The 15,224-nt window shown below is 68.4% G+C and carries 14 protein-coding genes and 1 pseudogene; 11 read left to right on the plus strand and 4 right to left on the minus strand.

Annotated elements, in window-relative coordinates:
- The 3 genes from T398_RS11045 to hemG form a co-directional block, all read left to right on the plus strand.
- Positions 1–354 (plus strand): aromatic-ring hydroxylase C-terminal domain-containing protein (locus T398_RS11045; protein WP_496446389.1); only part of this gene is annotated, 354 nt, incomplete at its 5' end.
- A gap of 50 nt (positions 355–404) precedes the next feature.
- Positions 405–1,511 carry a nuclease gene (locus T398_RS11050; RefSeq protein WP_496446390.1) on the plus strand — a complete coding sequence of 369 codons (1,107 nt, stop codon included), beginning with the start codon at positions 405–407 and terminating at the stop codon, positions 1,509–1,511.
- Positions 1,453–3,099 carry a protoporphyrinogen oxidase gene (gene hemG / locus T398_RS11055; protein WP_496446392.1) on the plus strand — a complete coding sequence of 549 codons (1,647 nt, stop codon included), beginning with the start codon at positions 1,453–1,455 and terminating at the stop codon, positions 3,097–3,099. The genes T398_RS11050 and hemG overlap by 59 nt, the downstream gene beginning before the upstream one ends.
- 165 nt (positions 3,100–3,264) lie before the next feature.
- On the opposite strand, the gene T398_RS11060 is transcribed toward hemG, so the two are convergent.
- Positions 3,265–5,037: an FAD-dependent monooxygenase gene (locus T398_RS11060; RefSeq protein ID WP_496446394.1), complete on the minus strand. Its 1,773-nt coding sequence runs from the start codon at positions 5,035–5,037 to the stop codon at positions 3,265–3,267.
- A gap of 455 nt (positions 5,038–5,492) precedes the next feature.
- On the opposite strand from T398_RS11060, the gene T398_RS11065 reads away from it, so the two are divergent.
- From T398_RS11065 to T398_RS11075, 3 genes are read left to right on the plus strand one after another with little or no spacing between them, the layout of a single operon-like run.
- Positions 5,493–6,332: a gamma-glutamyl-gamma-aminobutyrate hydrolase family protein gene (locus T398_RS11065; RefSeq protein WP_496446618.1), complete on the plus strand. Its 840-nt coding sequence runs from the start codon at positions 5,493–5,495 to the stop codon at positions 6,330–6,332.
- On the plus strand, positions 6,295–6,708 hold the full coding sequence (locus tag T398_RS11070) for a carboxymuconolactone decarboxylase family protein (RefSeq protein ID WP_496446620.1): 414 nt from the start codon (positions 6,295–6,297) through the stop codon (positions 6,706–6,708). The genes T398_RS11065 and T398_RS11070 overlap by 38 nt, the downstream gene beginning before the upstream one ends.
- A gap of 43 nt (positions 6,709–6,751) precedes the next feature.
- Positions 6,752–7,417 carry a sulfotransferase family protein gene (locus tag T398_RS11075; protein ID WP_496446395.1) on the plus strand — a complete coding sequence of 222 codons (666 nt, stop codon included), beginning with the start codon at positions 6,752–6,754 and terminating at the stop codon, positions 7,415–7,417.
- 89 nt (positions 7,418–7,506) lie between these two features.
- Here the strand turns inward: T398_RS11075 and T398_RS11080 are convergent, their stop codons facing one another.
- The 3 genes and pseudogenes from T398_RS11080 to T398_RS11090 form a co-directional block, all read right to left on the minus strand.
- Positions 7,507–8,901 carry an NDP-hexose 2,3-dehydratase family protein gene (locus tag T398_RS11080; RefSeq protein ID WP_496446397.1) on the minus strand — a complete coding sequence of 465 codons (1,395 nt, stop codon included), beginning with the start codon at positions 8,899–8,901 and terminating at the stop codon, positions 7,507–7,509.
- Positions 8,902–9,236: 335 nt separating this feature from the next.
- Positions 9,237–9,620, minus strand: a complete 384-nt coding sequence (locus tag T398_RS11085) for a hypothetical protein (protein WP_496446641.1) — start codon at positions 9,618–9,620, stop codon at positions 9,237–9,239.
- Between the two features lie 153 nt (positions 9,621–9,773).
- Positions 9,774–10,070 (minus strand): annotated as a pseudogene (locus T398_RS11090) (helix-turn-helix domain-containing protein); the annotation flags it as partial.
- A gap of 813 nt (positions 10,071–10,883) precedes the next feature.
- On the opposite strand from T398_RS11090, the gene T398_RS11095 reads away from it, so the two are divergent.
- From T398_RS11095 to T398_RS11115, 5 genes are all read left to right on the plus strand, one after another.
- Positions 10,884–11,654, plus strand: a complete 771-nt coding sequence (locus T398_RS11095; RefSeq protein WP_496446398.1) for an AfsR/SARP family transcriptional regulator — start codon at positions 10,884–10,886, stop codon at positions 11,652–11,654.
- 245 nt (positions 11,655–11,899) lie between these two features.
- The gene (locus T398_RS11100; protein ID WP_496446399.1) at positions 11,900–12,676 is read left to right on the plus strand and encodes an alpha/beta fold hydrolase; all 777 of its coding nucleotides are present in this window, start codon (positions 11,900–11,902) and stop codon (positions 12,674–12,676) included.
- Positions 12,677–12,811: 135 nt separating this feature from the next.
- A complete protein-coding gene (locus T398_RS11105; RefSeq protein WP_496446622.1) occupies positions 12,812–13,336 on the plus strand; it encodes a VOC family protein in 525 nt (174 codons plus the stop codon).
- A complete protein-coding gene (locus tag T398_RS11110; protein WP_496446401.1) occupies positions 13,311–14,261 on the plus strand; it encodes an ABC transporter ATP-binding protein in 951 nt (316 codons plus the stop codon). Before T398_RS11105 ends, T398_RS11110 begins: the two co-directional genes overlap by 26 nt.
- A complete protein-coding gene (locus T398_RS11115; protein ID WP_496446402.1) occupies positions 14,258–15,088 on the plus strand; it encodes an ABC transporter permease in 831 nt (276 codons plus the stop codon). Before T398_RS11110 ends, T398_RS11115 begins: the two co-directional genes overlap by 4 nt.
- The last annotated feature ends 136 nt before the right edge of the window (positions 15,089–15,224 follow it).

Genomic DNA, 15,224 nt, shown 5'->3' on the forward strand with positions numbered 1-15,224 from the left:
CGACGCCTGCCCCCACACCACCAACTCACCCTCCCCAACGGCGACACCCCCCGCATCACCGACCTACTCCACCCCGCCCGCCCCCTCCTCATCACCACCACCACCACCGCACACCCCACCGCCCACGCCTGGACCGACCGCATCGACATCATCACCGGCACCTGGACCCACCAACCCCACCCCACCCTCCACACCGCCCTCATCCGCCCCGACGGCTACCTCGCCTGGACCGCACCCGGCAGCACCAACCACCTCACCCACGCCCTCACCCGCTGGTTCGGCGCCCCCCAGAACGGAACCGGACCGAGTGGTCCGGCACCGGCCGCCGGTCCACCCCGTCTCGACTACGGCTAAAGACACCCCTGCCACCCTCAGCCAAACGGCGACCGAGGAGGGCGTACCGGATGTCTCGTCACCACGGGCAAGCTGCGCTGGCCACGGAAGGCTTCAGGCTCGCCAGAGCGGGCAGCGACGAAGCGACGGGCAGCGACAGATTCGATCTGAAGAACTTCGAGCGACTGCCGGCACGAGACGTTCCCCTGGACGCCCTGTCGCCCAGCCTGCGGCTGCGGCAGGGTGGCACGAGCGGAGCCCACGTCCAGCTACTCGTGGAGGCGGGCGGCAGCACGCAGCTACCGCCTCTCCTCGTCCAGGAGGAAGGCTGGCGGGTGATCGACGGGCTGCACCGGCTCGAGGCCGCCCGGATCCGTGGCGATCACGTCATCCCCGCACGCTTCCTGGACTGCACCGACGCCGAGGCGCTCATCCTGGCGATGCAGGCGAACATCGCCCATGGGCTACCGCTGTCCCGAGCCGACCGGCTCTCCGGCGCCAACCGGGTGCTGTCGGAGTATCCGGACTGGTCTGACCGGGCCCTCGCCGCCATCACGGGATTGAGCGCGAAGACGATCGCATCGTTGCGTACCCGGTCGCCGGGGGCCGCAGAGGCCGGCGGCAAGCGGATCGGCCGGGACGGAAGGCGTCGTCCGGTCACCGCCGTGGAGGGCCGGCGGCGCGCCGCCGCCTACCTCAGCGCCCACCCGGACGCCCCGCTGCGGCAGGTCGCCCGAGAGGCCGACGTATCGCTGGGCACCGTCCATGATGTGAGCGCTCGGCTGCGCCGGGGCATCAGTCCGGAGCGCACCGGGCACCGCCTTCCCCCGGTGGAGCCGCCGGTGGGACCAGCCCGGCGAGCCGCGGCACCCACCCCCACGTTGCCGGCCCCCCGCAGTGGTGCGGTACGGCGCCGGGGACGCGTGGCCGCGCCACTGACCTGGGCCGGGGTGGCGAACAAGTTGGCTACCGATCCGTCCATCCGGTACACCGAAGGCGGCCGGGCGTTCATTCGGTGGATGGCGTGGCACGCCGGTGCCCCACATCGCTGGCGGGAGGTCGCCGGCTCGATCCCGCCGCACTGGCTGAGTGTGATCGCCCCGCTCGCGGACAGCATCAGTGAGGAGTGGAGCCTCTTCGCCGAACAACTCAAGCGCAAGCAGGAGGACGGACCGTAACGCCAGCCGCCGCGCCCCGGCCGACCGCCGCCACCTGCCCGGGTCAACTCTTACTCGACCGGAATTCGCGGGAGCGCGGCGAGACTGCTACGACATCGCAGCCCACGAAAGAGCAGGCGACATGGTGGACAACGAACAGGATCGGGCAGGTACGGCGCCCCACGTGGTCATCGTCGGGGGCGGCATCACGGGGGTGACCGCGGCGTTCTACCTCCGGAACGAGCCAGTACGAATCACCCTCCTCGAGGCCGCACCGCGGCTCGGGGGGAAGCTGTCCGCATCGGAGGTGGCGGGCGTCTGCGTTGACGAGGGGGCGGAAGGGCTCTATGCCCGACGGCCCAAGACCACCCGGTTACTCACCGCGGCCGGTCTCGGCGATCAGCTCGCCCTGGCCGGCGCCACCACGACCGCGATCTGGAGCAGGGGCGCGCTCCGGCCCCTGCCCGCCAGCCAGTTCATGGGCATCCCCGCGGACCTGGACGCCCTCGCCGAGTCCGGCATCCTCTCGCCGGGCGGGGTGGCCGCGGCCCGCCGCGACCTTGGGCTGCCGCCGACCGAACGGGACGGCGACGTCTCCGTCGCGGCCTACGTCTCGCAGCGACTCGGCCAGGAGGTGCTGGACCGCCTCGTTGACCCGTTCCTCAGCGATGTCTGCGCCGGCCGCTCCGACCAGCTGTCCTTCGAGGCCATGCTGGCCCCGCTGGCGAACGCGGCCCGCAGGTATCCGTCGCTGGTCCAGGCCGCGGGCTCGCTGCTCCCCCCGCCACCACCGGACGGGCAGGAACCGCCGACCGGGATCGGTACCCTGACCGGCGGGCTCGGCAACCTACCCCAGGTGTTGGTCGACGCAGTTCTCGCCGACTCGCCCGGCGCGCGGGTACGAACCGGGGCCGAGGTCACCGGCCTGGCTCCGGAGCGGCAGGGGTGGCGGCTGACCGTCGACGCCGACGCCGGAACCGAACATCTCACCGCGGACGCGGTCATCGTCGCCGTCCCCGCCGGGCCTGCCGGCCGGCTGCTGGCCGGCGTACCCGGAGTGGCTCCGGCCGCCGCTGAGCTCGCGCAGATCCCGTACGCCGGTGTCGGCATCATCACGCTGGCCTACCCCCGTACGGCATTCGCCGGTGGGCTCGCCACGCGCGGGTTCTGCGGCTACCGGGTTCCGGCGGTGGACGGACGGGCCGTCAACGAAGTGACCTTCTCCACGGTGAAGTGGCCGCACCTGGCGGGCGAGGTGGAAATTCTGCGCTGTTCGGTCGGGAAGGTCGGCGACGAGGCAGCGCTGCACCGCGACGACGCCGACCTCGTCCGGCTGGTGACGGCCGAGGTCGGCGCGGCAACCGGGGCGGTCGGTGCCCCGGTGACGACCCGGGTCACCCGGTGGCCGAGGGCGCTGCCCCAGTACACCGTCGGCCACGTGGATCGGGTGAACCGGATCCGGACGGCGGTAGCGAGCTCGCCGGGGCTCGCCGTCTGCGGTGCCGTGTACGAGGGCGTGGGGGTCGGCACGTGCATCGCCGATGCGCACAAAGCCGTTGACCAGGTGCTCACAGGGCTATCCAGAAGCACCCCCGTCACCTTGAGCTGAGGTGCCCTCCCCGCCCCGGCCGTCGGTAGCGCCGGCGACGTCCGAGCGGCCCGGCCGCGGCCCCGTCGGCGTCCTCGCCCACCCGCCGGGGGTACGGCGGGGAGATACCCGTGCCCGCCCGGGCTGACCGGCCGGGCGGGCACGGGGGATCTGCTGTTGCCGGGGTCAGGCTCGGGCCGGCCCCGCGTTCTCCAGGATGCGCCCGAGGGCTCCGGCCAGCTCACCGGTCGGGTTCGCGCCGGCACCCCTGCTGCGCCACGCCACGTGGTTGTCCGGGCGGACCAGAATGGCGCCCTCGTCGGCGATGTCCCGGACGCGTGACCACCGGTCGTCGACTGCCGTGTACTCAGCGCCGATCCCGATGGCGACGGTGTTGACCGGCACCGAGAGCTTCTCCGCCACCGCCGCGGCCGCCGCCCGCCACCGCTCCCCCTTCGGGCCGATGATCAGCACGAAGCTGCCGGCGGAACCGGTCAGGTCGTGGGTGGACAGGACCCGGCCGGCGCGGTTGATCCAGGCATGCGGTAGCAGATGCCCGGGCCGGGTGGTGGGGTGGTGGATGTCCCGCAGCGGTTCCCGCGGTGGCGGCGGGCTCCCGTCGGGGATGACCGCACCCTGTTCGTACGCGAAACCCAGCTCGACGTCGTGTGCCTGGCAGCCACCCCGGTGGGTGGCGAACAGCTCGGCCGCCCGCGCCCGCGCCGCCGCGGCGATCGGGGATGGGTCGACGAACGCCGCGAACGCTCGCTTCCGACGCTGCGGCGCGGTGTGCTGACCGACCCCGATGGCCTCGAGGATCGCGTGGTGGTGCAGGGCCGCGGAGACCGCCCAGTCAACGTTGTGCCGGCCGATCGGATGCCGCTCGGCCTGGTAGGTGTCGAGCAGGCTGTCGGGGGCGCGGCCGGTGAGTACCGCGGCGAGCTTCCACGCGAGGTTGTGTGCGTCCTGAATCCCGGTGTTCAGCCCCAGCCCGACGGTGGGGGGCTGCCGGTGGGCGGCGTCACCGGCAAGGAGTACTCGACCGACCCGGTACTGGTCGGCGACGAGGGATTCCACCGACCAGTTCGTGACCTGGCGGAGCGTGAGCTCCAGGTCGGGCAGCCCGAGGACCTCACGGATCTTGGAGACGATGCTCTCCGCGGGGTAGCGCTGCGGGTCACCCGGCGGAAAGTGCAGGACCCACTCCTCGCAGTGTTTGCCCCAGGTGGGGCCCATCTCGATGAGATTACTGGACAGATCGGGGTCGTGCGGATTGAGGAAGTGGGTGAGTAGGGTGCCCTCGCGCCACCACGGCGACAGGTCCGCGGTGAAGTAGGCGGTGGTGACCTCGAGAAGCCCCGGAAGGCCCAGCATCTGCACGCCGAGCGCCGCGCCGACGGTACGACCGCCGTCAGCCGCGATGAGGTAGCGGGCCACCACCGTGGTGACCTCGCCCGTACCGACCGCTCGGACCTGGGCTACCACCCGGTCGCCCTGCTCGGCGAAGGTAACCAGTTCCTGGCCGAACCGGATTTCTCCCGGGCCGCGCCGCTCGGCATGCTGCCGCAGGATCGGCTCCAACCGGACCTGGGGCAGCTTGACCGGAAGTACCGGCCCGGCCGCCTCGTAGGTCTCCCGCAACGCGCCACCGCCGAACGCGTCCATCTCCTGGATGACCAGACCGTCGAGGGGGCCTTCCCCACCGAGCGAGGTCAGCCAGCGCAGCTGGCCGAACTCCGCCAGGCACGCCCCCTGCCGGGCCACCTCCGCATCGAGCTCGTGCTGACGGAAGATGCCCATCGTCCGCTGGTTGAGATAGTGCGCCTTCGGCATTCTCGACGTACCCGGGTGCCGCTCCACCAGCAGGTGGCGTACACCGTGGTCGGACAGAAAGACGGAGGCAGCCAGGCCACATCCACCGCCGCCCACGATTAGAACCGGAACCTCTATCGTTGCCATAGTCGTCCTTCCGAGTGGTGACCGCCCGACTGGGCGGGTACGTGGCCCCGCGCGCGGCCTCGCCGACCTACGGCTGCCAACCGCCGCGTGGAGGGAATCGACGATCGGGCCGGACCGCTCGCAGTCTGCCGAGAGCCGCTGCAGTCCCGGTCAAGGACGGATTGATCCGACAATCCTATTGCCGGCCAGAAACAGCGAGCGGCGGTCAGCGGCTTTCGACTGCGTTTCACCGGCGGTTGAACGAAGGGATCCGCCATACCGCCGACCGTTTTCGGGGAAGCAGCCGGTTGCTGCGCATCCGACCGTTGCCATTGGTCAGAACACCGTTATAGGTTCACCCCGTGGTCGTCGAATAGTCCGGCGCGTACGAATCGACCACGCCACCCTTGCTGCATGTCAATTGTCCTGCCACCGATCTGTGGCGCGCGCTACTCCAGACGGTGAGACCTTCGGAAATGGTGGTACGCATGAGCTCGGTGCGGAACGACTACGTGGCACGGCCGGTGATTGGGGTCTGCGCACGAACGACTCCGGTAACGGTGCAGGGGCTCGACACGACCGTCAGCCTGGCGCTGCAGGCCCACGTGGACATGCTCGCCACCGCGGGGTGCGCCCCCCTGTTGGTTCCGCTGCTGCCGGGGGCCGAGGACCTGGTGCCGCACCTCGACGGCCTACTGCTCCCCGGGGGGCCGGACCTGGACCCAAAGCTGTACGGGCAGCCCCAGCACACCAGGACCCGATGCGGCGGCCCCGCCGCGGACCGGGTCGAACTGGCCCTGCTCCGGGCAGCGCTCGACGCCGACCGGCCCGTCCTGGCCATCTGCCGCGGGATGCAGGTACTAAACGTGTTGTCTGGCGGGACCCTGCACCAGCACCTGCCAGCGGCCGTGAACCACGACGGCCACTGCCCCCAGACCGCGACCTTCACCCTCGGCCGGAACCACCTGCACCTGCAGCCCGGCAGCCTCGCCGCCGCGGTCTACGGCGCCGAGGGCCCCACCGTCGCCTGCCACCACCACCAGGGTGTCGACCGGGTCGGTGCGGGTCTCACCGTGACCGCCCGGGCGTCGGACGGGGTCATCGAGGCCATCGAGGCAACCGGGCACCCGTTCGTGCTCGGAGTGCAGTGGGAGGCCGGGCAGGACTCCGACCCCCGACTGCACCGCGCGCTCGCCGACGCCGCCGAACGTGCGAGACAACGACCCCCAACCCCGGGAGAATCTGATGGCATCGCGGATGAACAACCCGTCTCTGGTCGTGCCCGACGCGCTGCCGCCCCTGCTCGAACTCGGTGAGGTCATCAACCAGGTCGGCGTGCCGGTCCGGACGCTTGATCTGGTCCGGTTGCGGGTCAGCCAGCTCAATGGGCGAGTCTGGATCCTGCCGGCCGGTCCGGCGGCCGCGGCGCGGATCGACAACCGCCTGCCCATCGTGGCTTCCTGGCGCGAGGCCGACTGTTTCACCGATGCCGAGCGGGCGGCGCTGGCGCTCGCCGAGGCGACCACCCGCCTCGGTGACCGGGTGGATCCGGTGCCGGACGAGGTCTGGGACGAGGCGGTCCGGCACTATACCGAGCCGGAACTCAGCGCATTGATCATGCATGTCGGGCTGGTAAGCCTGTGGAACTGTATCAATCTATCCACTCGACAGGATCCAGGGGACTGGCGCTGATTCCGGCCCATCCCGACCACCAGCACCGGTAGGAGGGGTTCACATGTTACGGCTCATCAACACCGGCTTGGGCCGGACTGGCACCACGTCACTGAAGCTGGCACTGGAGCGCCTCGGCTACGGACCCTGCTCTCACATGTTCGATATAGTCAAAGATTCGGAGCGACTCCAGCAGTGGGAGAAGGTCGTCTGCGCCGGGCAGCGGCCCGACTGGGAGGCGCTGTTCAACGGCTTCGTCTCCGTCGCGGACGGGCCCAGCGCCGTCTACCACAAGGAAATCATCCGGGTGTTCCCGAAGGCGAAGGTGATCCTGACCATTCGGGACAGCGAGGAGTGGTACCGAAGCACGTACGACACGTTGTACCAGTTCGCCGTCCGGAACCGCGACAATCCACCGGAACCTGGCTCCATGCCGGCCCGGATATACCGATTCGTCAACACCATGGTCTGGGATGGGCTCTTCGGCGGACGCTTCGCCGACAAGGGTCACGCCATTCGGGTCTTTCGCCGGCACAACGAGGCGGTCGCCGACTCTGTCGCCCCCGACAACCTGCTCACCTATGACGTGCAGCAGGGTTGGGAGCCACTGTGCGCGTTCCTCGGGGTCCCGGTACCGGCGGAGGACTTTCCCCACGCCAACGACGGCGGGTCGATGCGTCAGGTCATCCGAGAGGTGGGCGGCGGGGCCGCTGGTGTGGCGACCAACTGAGCCAGCCGCCCGGTGCGGCGGGCAGCCGGACCAGGCCGAGGGCCGCCCAACCAGGGTACGGGCCGCAGGGTAGCGGCGCGTACCCTGCCTCACCACGAATCCTGGCCGACCTCGGCGGCCCGGGTCTGCAGGATTGCCAGCAGGGTCCGGGCCTGGACGTTGACGTAGCGGCTGTGCCCGGCCAGCCAGCTGAGCTGGCCCGGGGTGATCCAGCGGTAGCCGGGTGGCGCCTCGGTCGGCGTCGTCGCCTCGTCGGTGGCGACCACCAGGTAGCGGCTCTCGGCATTACGGAACCGACCGCCCTCCTCGGAATGCGTCGCGGTATACCGGACCCGTTCCGGGGGCGGGTCCAGCATCAGGTCAAGAAACGGAGGGCGTTGCGCCGCTGGCAGCTGGGAGTAGCTCGCCGGGACACACTGCACGGTCGGCGCCAGTTCCATGGTGTCGAGAAACCCCCCCTCCACCCGGGCGTGCACGAGAATGTGCGGCACCCCGGCGAAGGTCCGGTACGCAAAGCCCACAACGCCCGGGGCCACCGGCTCGATCAACGGCTGACTCCAGCTGGAAACCTCTCGGTTCGCGCCCTCAACAGCGACCGCCAGCACCCGGAAATGCCGCTGATCCGGACGGTAGATGCTGTGCTCGTCGCGGCACCAGCCGGCTATCCGCGCCAGCGGGACACGGTGGGCCCGCACCTCGTGGCTGGCCCGTTGACCGGTGAACCAGGAAGCCACCTCGGCGTCGGAGCAGAGGGCACCGTGCTCGGGGTACGTCAGCGGTGCGCTCGCCAGCACCGTCCGCGAGTCCATGTTGACCGCGTTGTCCTGCCGGAGAAGCTGACCCAGCTGACCGAGTGTGAGCCAGCGAAAGCGCTCGTCCGCTGGCACCTCGCCCTTCACCTCGACGATCATGTTGCGATTGCGCTTGCGGTAGAACCATGCGCCGTGCTCGGACTGCAGGACATCGGTGAGTACCCGATCCGGAGGTGGATCAAGGAAGTGTTCCAGGTACCTCACCGGCATCCCACCGTGTGCCTTCGTATAGTTACTCCTGGTGGCCTGCACGGTCGGCGACAGCTGCACCAGGTTGGGGTTACCCGGCTCCGCCTTCGCCTGCATGAGGAAGTGCAGCGTGCCATCGAACTCCTTCGCCAGGATCCCGAGGATGCCGATCTCCCGTTGCACGATGATCGGCTGTTGCCACTCGGCGCCCACATCCGGTCGGACGACGTGCAGGCCCTCCACCGTGAAGAACCCTCCACTGCGGTGGCGCAGATTCCCGGTTTCCGCCTGGAACGACCAGCCGTCCAATTCCGTGAACGGGATCCGCCGCACTCGGGTGCGGCATGCGGCCCGCTCGGCAGCGAGCCAGTCCAACACATCGGCGGTTGCGATCCCGGTGCCCTCGGTAGCCGCCGCCGAGCGTGCGAGCCGTTCGGCGAGTTCGGTGCCGCAACGCGGTTGGAGCAATACTGCTGAGGTCACGGTCGATCACCACTTCCTAGCGCGCGAGCCGTTGCGGGGTCACCGGTGGCGGCACCCGCCGCTCGGCGGGCATCCCCGAAACGCCTCGGGCACCGGTCCCGCCATGGTGCTCAGGCGCCGCCCCGCCGGACATCCTCGACGTTGCCCCCGGCCACGGTCACACTGCCGAACCTGATCAGTTCGTCCGGCGGCCGGGACGCGAGGGGTGGCGCTGCTTCGGGACCACCGACTGCCTGGGGGAAAGTTCAACCGCACTGGTGACGTCAGTCGAACGGACGGCGGCCGCCTGGCCTCGCCGGACGCCGCCACCAACTGCCCGGCGGCGAGCCCACGGGTCAGGGCAGCGTTCGGGCCAGCGCCGATCGGCGCGGCTCCGCGGAGCGCGCGAGGGGCGCCTGCCGTGCCGTGGTGGCCGGGCATCCGCCGGCTGCCGGGACGGACCGGGGGGTGAGTTCCGGTAACGCGAGCAGCACCGGTGGGTCGATCAGCCGCCGGCGGCGGAGGCGGACCGCAGCGCTGGTCACACCATCCGCAACGACCGTCACCAGGGGGTGCATGCCGATCAGGGCGGTGCTACGGCGGGCTTCGGGGCCGACACCGTCAGCCATCGCCACCGCGTGCACGAACCAGGTGCCGTTGGGTACATGCGGCAGGTGGTAGCAGGACGGCCGGCCGCCCGGCACGTCAACGACCATCGCCGAGACTGCGCGGTGCTGCACAATCCGGGTCGAAAACGCACCCAAATAGACCTGCGCGTTGCCGTGTCCTTCCGGCAGGCTGATCGTCCCAGCGATCGCCCCAGCGCCAAGGCGGGTGGCCGAAGACCGGCGAGACAGCTCAGTCGCACCAGTAGGCGAAAGGCGACGGAACCGGCCGGGTGAAACCCCGACACTGGAAGTGAAACAATTACTGAACGAGCCGAGGCTGCTGTACCCCACCAGAACGGAGATATCCGTTATCCGCAGTGTGGTCTCAAGAAGAAGACGCTTGGCCTGATGAATCCGAACAGCGGCTAGAAACCGACCGGGGGTAATTCCGGTCATATTGCGAAAAAGTCGGGCAAAGTAGAACCGACTTAACCCAGCACGCTCCGCGATCTCGGCCAGCGTCAACGGCCGGTCGTAACGCTCCCAGAGATACTCGATCGCCCGTTCGACTGCACTGTCCATACGCACCTCGCTGCATCGTCGCCGACCACCACGGTGACCGCCCTCCGTCGGGATCAGCTCGAGCAGCAATGGGGACCGGATCTGAACCGACCATCACCGACAGCGAAAAAGTCACAACAGTTTGTCACCGACAGCAGGGCGGCCCGTTTCACCGCCACACCTGCGACCACAACGGGCCAGTGCCGATGCGATCAGCCGCTCCAGACGAGCGCGCGACCCCAAGTGGCGGGAAAGCATAATTCGAGGCGCTAAAGCATATTTACATCAACGATGTGCCCGCGCCCAGAACGCCAACCGACCCGAAACGGCGACCCACCTCCCCGCCTTGGCCTGCATAAACTGACAACCAACGCTGCCGGCAGGTAGGCGGGTCACTACTCCCAGGAACCCACGACGAAACCGCTGCGAACCTCCACCGAACCCTACAAATACCTATCTCACCTGGAACCGACATTTCCACCCTGCGACCACCGAGTTAATCACCAGTTCCCTGGATCGCTGGATCATGGCACAATATTACGCAATTACCTGCGACACCCCGGGAGTGGATCGATGGGGGGAGAAACATAGAACACGTGGCCGCGCCTACCTGCCGGCGCCCCTGAAATCGTTTACAAGCCCGGCATGCATACGCTACCGGACTCGTTTCATTAAACAATTCGGCTCCACTTCTATGTCAACCCAAGCCTGCCGTCAGACCAGTGCGAAAGGCTTGAGGTTGATAATCCGTTACACGGAGGAGATCGGGTGGAAAGGGACCAAACACTTCTGAGCTTCGGGCTGCTCGGCCCACTCTCGCTCCACTACGGTCGCATGCCGGTGGAGACCAGCGCACCCAAACAACGTCAGGTGCTCGCCCTACTGGCCTTGAACGTCGGACGCGTCGTCACCGTGCCGATGCTCATCGAGGAACTGTGGGGAGACCGTCCACCACGAAGCCACGCCACAACCCTGCAGACATACATTCTGCAGCTGCGAAACGCACTCGCCACAGCCGGGTACGGCAGCCCGGAAGCCCGACAGATAATCGGCACCCGCCACAATGGCTATCTACTCGAGGGCTTCGCTTGCGAAACAGATGTCGAAGTGTACAACCGCCACCTTGTCGCCGGTCGCACCGCGGCCGAGGCGGGCGACCAGCACCGAGCCTCGCAGGAGTTCAGTCACGCACTTCAGGTCTGGCGTGGTTCAGCGCTGGTCGATGTCCGAATGGGCCCGATCCTGGAGATCGAGGCGGCATCACTGGAGGAAAGCCGGCTCTGCGCGCTGGAACGCCGGATCGAAACGGACCTGGCCCTGGGCCGGCACTCCGACCTGCTGGCGGAACTAACGCTCGTCACGGCACGGAACCCGATGAACGAAAACCTGTGCGCGCTACGAATGATGGCCATGTATCGCGCCGGCCACGTTGGGCGCTCACTTCAGGCATATCACCGCCTCCGTTCCATCCTCAACGAAGAACTCGGCGTCGAACCAGGACCACGGGTACAGCGACTCCTAGCCGCTATCCTTGCCGGCGATCCGGGACTGGAGGAGACGTCACCGCTATCACCCCCTAGTAAGTTCACGGTGCGCCACCCCTAACCCCGGTCTGCCGGCGGGATCGGAAATCTGTCACCCATGCGGATTCCACCTCTGCCACGCTGGCCCAGGCCGGTCGACCGGGGCAGACCTGCCTGTTCCGCAGTCCCGTGGATACAGCAACGAAACAGCGAAAGCTGACCCACGGGCGTAGGAGTTTCGGCGGCCCGACCAAGCCTCGAGGGGAGGTCAACCAACTGGCCAGAAATTGGCTACGAACACAGCCGCGGCAACACCGAGGAGAACAGATGCGAAAGGTCTTTTCGCGGGACGGCACCACGATCGCCTACCAGCGGGCCGGCGCCGGGCCGCCAATCGTACTCCTGAACGGCGCATTCCGGGATCACACAATTTTCGACGCACTCGTCCCAGAGCTGACAACGCGCTGCACCACCTACGTCTACGACCGCCGGGGACGGGGGCAAAGCGCAGATTCCCCCCGGTATGCCATCGAACGAGAGATTGAGGACCTCGCCGTCGTGATCGAGGAGGCGGGTGGCCACGCGATGGTGTTCGCCGGGTCGTGCGGCGCGAATCTCGCCCTGGAGGCGGCTCTGGCAGGCACCCCGATCACCAAACTGGCCCTGCACGAACCGTACTTCCGGGTCGGTGACCACCCACGGCCGCCCCTCGATGCCGCCGACCAACTACGCGCGCTGGTCGCCGCTGGCCAACGCGGCGCGGCTGCGGAGTACTTCCTGAACGTGCTGATGGACCTGCCCCCAACGGCAATCGCCCAGTGGCGGAAGGGCCCACTCTGGGCGACGAACGAGGCGAATGCCCACACGCTCGCCTATGACGCCACTCTGTGTGGAGATTTCACCCTCCCGGTCGATCGGCTGGCCGCCCTGCGGACTCCCACGCTGGTCGTCAACAGCGACGGCACCAGCGACTGGCTGCGTGCCGCGGCCCAGGCGACGGCGGCGGCCCTGCCGAACGGCTCGGGAAGGGAGCTGCCCGGCTCCTGGCACCGGATCGAGATGGCGGCGCTTGGCCGGGTTCTGGTCGAGTTCGCCACGACCTGATACCTCCCCACCGCCCGCGAAAGGAACTGTCGGATGAGCACGCGCGAACCGGAGGCGGCTGACGGACCGGTCAACCGCAATTCGCCCCAGGTCCATCAGGAATCAAGAAGCGCCCGGAGGCCCGCCGTTCGTAGCATGAAGCACATGGGAGTCAAGGTCGCGCAGCGCTTCGTCGCCGTAGACGACCATGAACGTGCACTCACCTTCTACCGGGATGTTCTCGGCCTTGAGGTTCGCCAAGACCACACATTCGAGGGATTGCGCTGGATTGCCCTCGGTTCGTCTGGGCAGCCCGATGCCGACATCGTTCTGCAGTCCCTGGTCGTCTATCCGGAAACCTCGCCCGCTGACCAGCACGCCCTGGCGGAGCTGCTGGTGAAGGGCCTGCTGCCCGGTCTGGTGTTCCGCACCGAGGACTGTGACGCGGCCTTCGAGCACCTTCGCGCCGGGGGTGCAACGGTGGTGCAGGAGCCGACCGACCAGCCCTGGGGGGTCCGAGACTGCGCATTCCGCGACCCGGCTGGCAACACGCTGCGGTTCTCCCAGGTCCGCCGCCGGAGAAAAGACACCGGCGACGGTGGCAGCTCCGGTGATCCCCATTTTCCCAACCATCGGCCTCTTCAGGACGGAACGGATGATCGAAGCCAAGAACCTGACTAAGCGCTACGGCGATAAGGTCGCCGTGAGGGATCTTTCCTTCACGGTGGGGCCCGGCAAAGTAACCGGGTTCCTCGGCCCCAACGGCGCTGGCAAATCGACGACCATGCGCTTGCTGCTCGGTCTCGACCATCCGGATCGTGGCACCGCCACCATCGACGGCAAGCGCTACCGGGAGCTGGCCACCCCGCTCGCCGCGGTCGGCGCCCTCTTGGAGGCCAAGGCGGTACACCCGGGCCGGACCGCCTACAACCATCTGCTCTGCCTGGCCCAGTCGCAGGGCATTGGCAAGAAGCGGGTCTCGGAGGTACTCGACCTGGTCGGGCTGCGCGAAGTGGCACACAAGCGGGCCGGGAGCTTCTCCCTCGGCATGGGGCAACGACTTGGGCTCGCCGCCGCCCTGCTCGGTGATCCCGCCGTGCTGATGCTGGACGAACCGGTCAACGGGCTTGACCCGGAGGGCATCCTCTGGGTCCGCACCTTCATGCGGCAGCTGGCGGCCGAGGGTCGAACCGTCTTCGTCTCCAGCCACCTGATGAACGAGATGGCAGTGACTGCCGAGCATCTCATCATCATCGGCCGCGGCAGCCTGATCGCGGACTGCCCAACCCAGGAGTTCATCGAGCGGGGAAAGAAACAGACGGTGCTCGTCCGGAGCCCGAACGCCGACGAGTTGGCCGAGGCCATCACCCGGGCCGGCGGCACGGTGACCCGCAACGACGACAACGAGCTGAGCGTTGAGGACATGGACGCGACCAGGATCGGTGAGATCGCGTCGGCCGGTGGGCACGTCCTCCACGAGGTGATCCCGCAACGCGGCACCCTGGAGGAGGCGTTCATGACGCTGACCCGGGAGAGCGTGGAGTACGCCGGCACCAGCTCAACCCAGGATGCCGACGCCCCGAAGTCCGGAGGGGAAGCCCGATGACCGCGACCGCCGCCCGCCCCACCGCCAGCACGGTGGCCAGCCGCGCCAGCTTTGGTGGACTGCTGCGCTCCGAGTGGACAAAGCTCCGATCGGTCCGGTCGACCGGCTGGTCGCTCGGACTACTCGCGTTGCTGTACCCATCCTTCACCGCACTGCTCGTCGGCTTGACCACCGCCGCGTGGGACGACACTGCTGCCAGCGACCGCGAGCTGATCATCGGCGATCCGACGACCGTCATCCTCGGCAGCGGCTTTCTGATCAGCCAACCCGCCATCTGCGTCCTGGGCGTCATGGTTATCGCGTCGGAGTACTCCACCGGCATGATCCGGGCCAGCCTGCTGGCGAAGCCCCGCCGGTTGTCCATGCTCGCCGCCAAGGGCGTGGTGCTCAGCCTGGTAGTCCTGGTAGTGAGCCTGGTGGCGGCGTTCGTCTCGTTCTTCATCGGCGCGGCGATGCTCAGCGAGAGGGTTGCGGCATCCCTCGGCGATCCCGGTGCGCTGCGGGCAGTGGTGGGTACCGGCCTCTACCTGGCCATGCTCAGCCTGTTCTCCCTCGCTATCGGTGCCATTGTGCGGCGCACCGCGGCGGGGATCACCGGTGTGATCATGTTCGTGCTCGTGCTCGCTCCCCTGGTGCAGCTACTGCCGGGCAAATTCGGCGAGTACGCACACGCCTACCTGCCGACCGAGGCCGGAATCCTGATTGGCCAGGCCACCCAGCAGGAGGGAAGTCTCCTCACGCCCTGGCAGGGCTTCGGGGTGTTCGGCCTGTGGACCGCTGCTTTGCTGGCGCTCGCGGCCTTCCTCCTGAACCGCCGCGACGCCTGATCGACTCGCGTCGCCTCGGGCGCTCCCCATCGCCGGGGAGCGCCCGAGAGCGGACGGATGGTCAGCGGTGGACCGACGGGCCGATGGCGTCCGAAAGCAACACCAGTCCTCTCAGCCGAAACATTTCGCACCGGGG

Source organism: Salinispora goodfellowii, assembly GCF_059570675.1.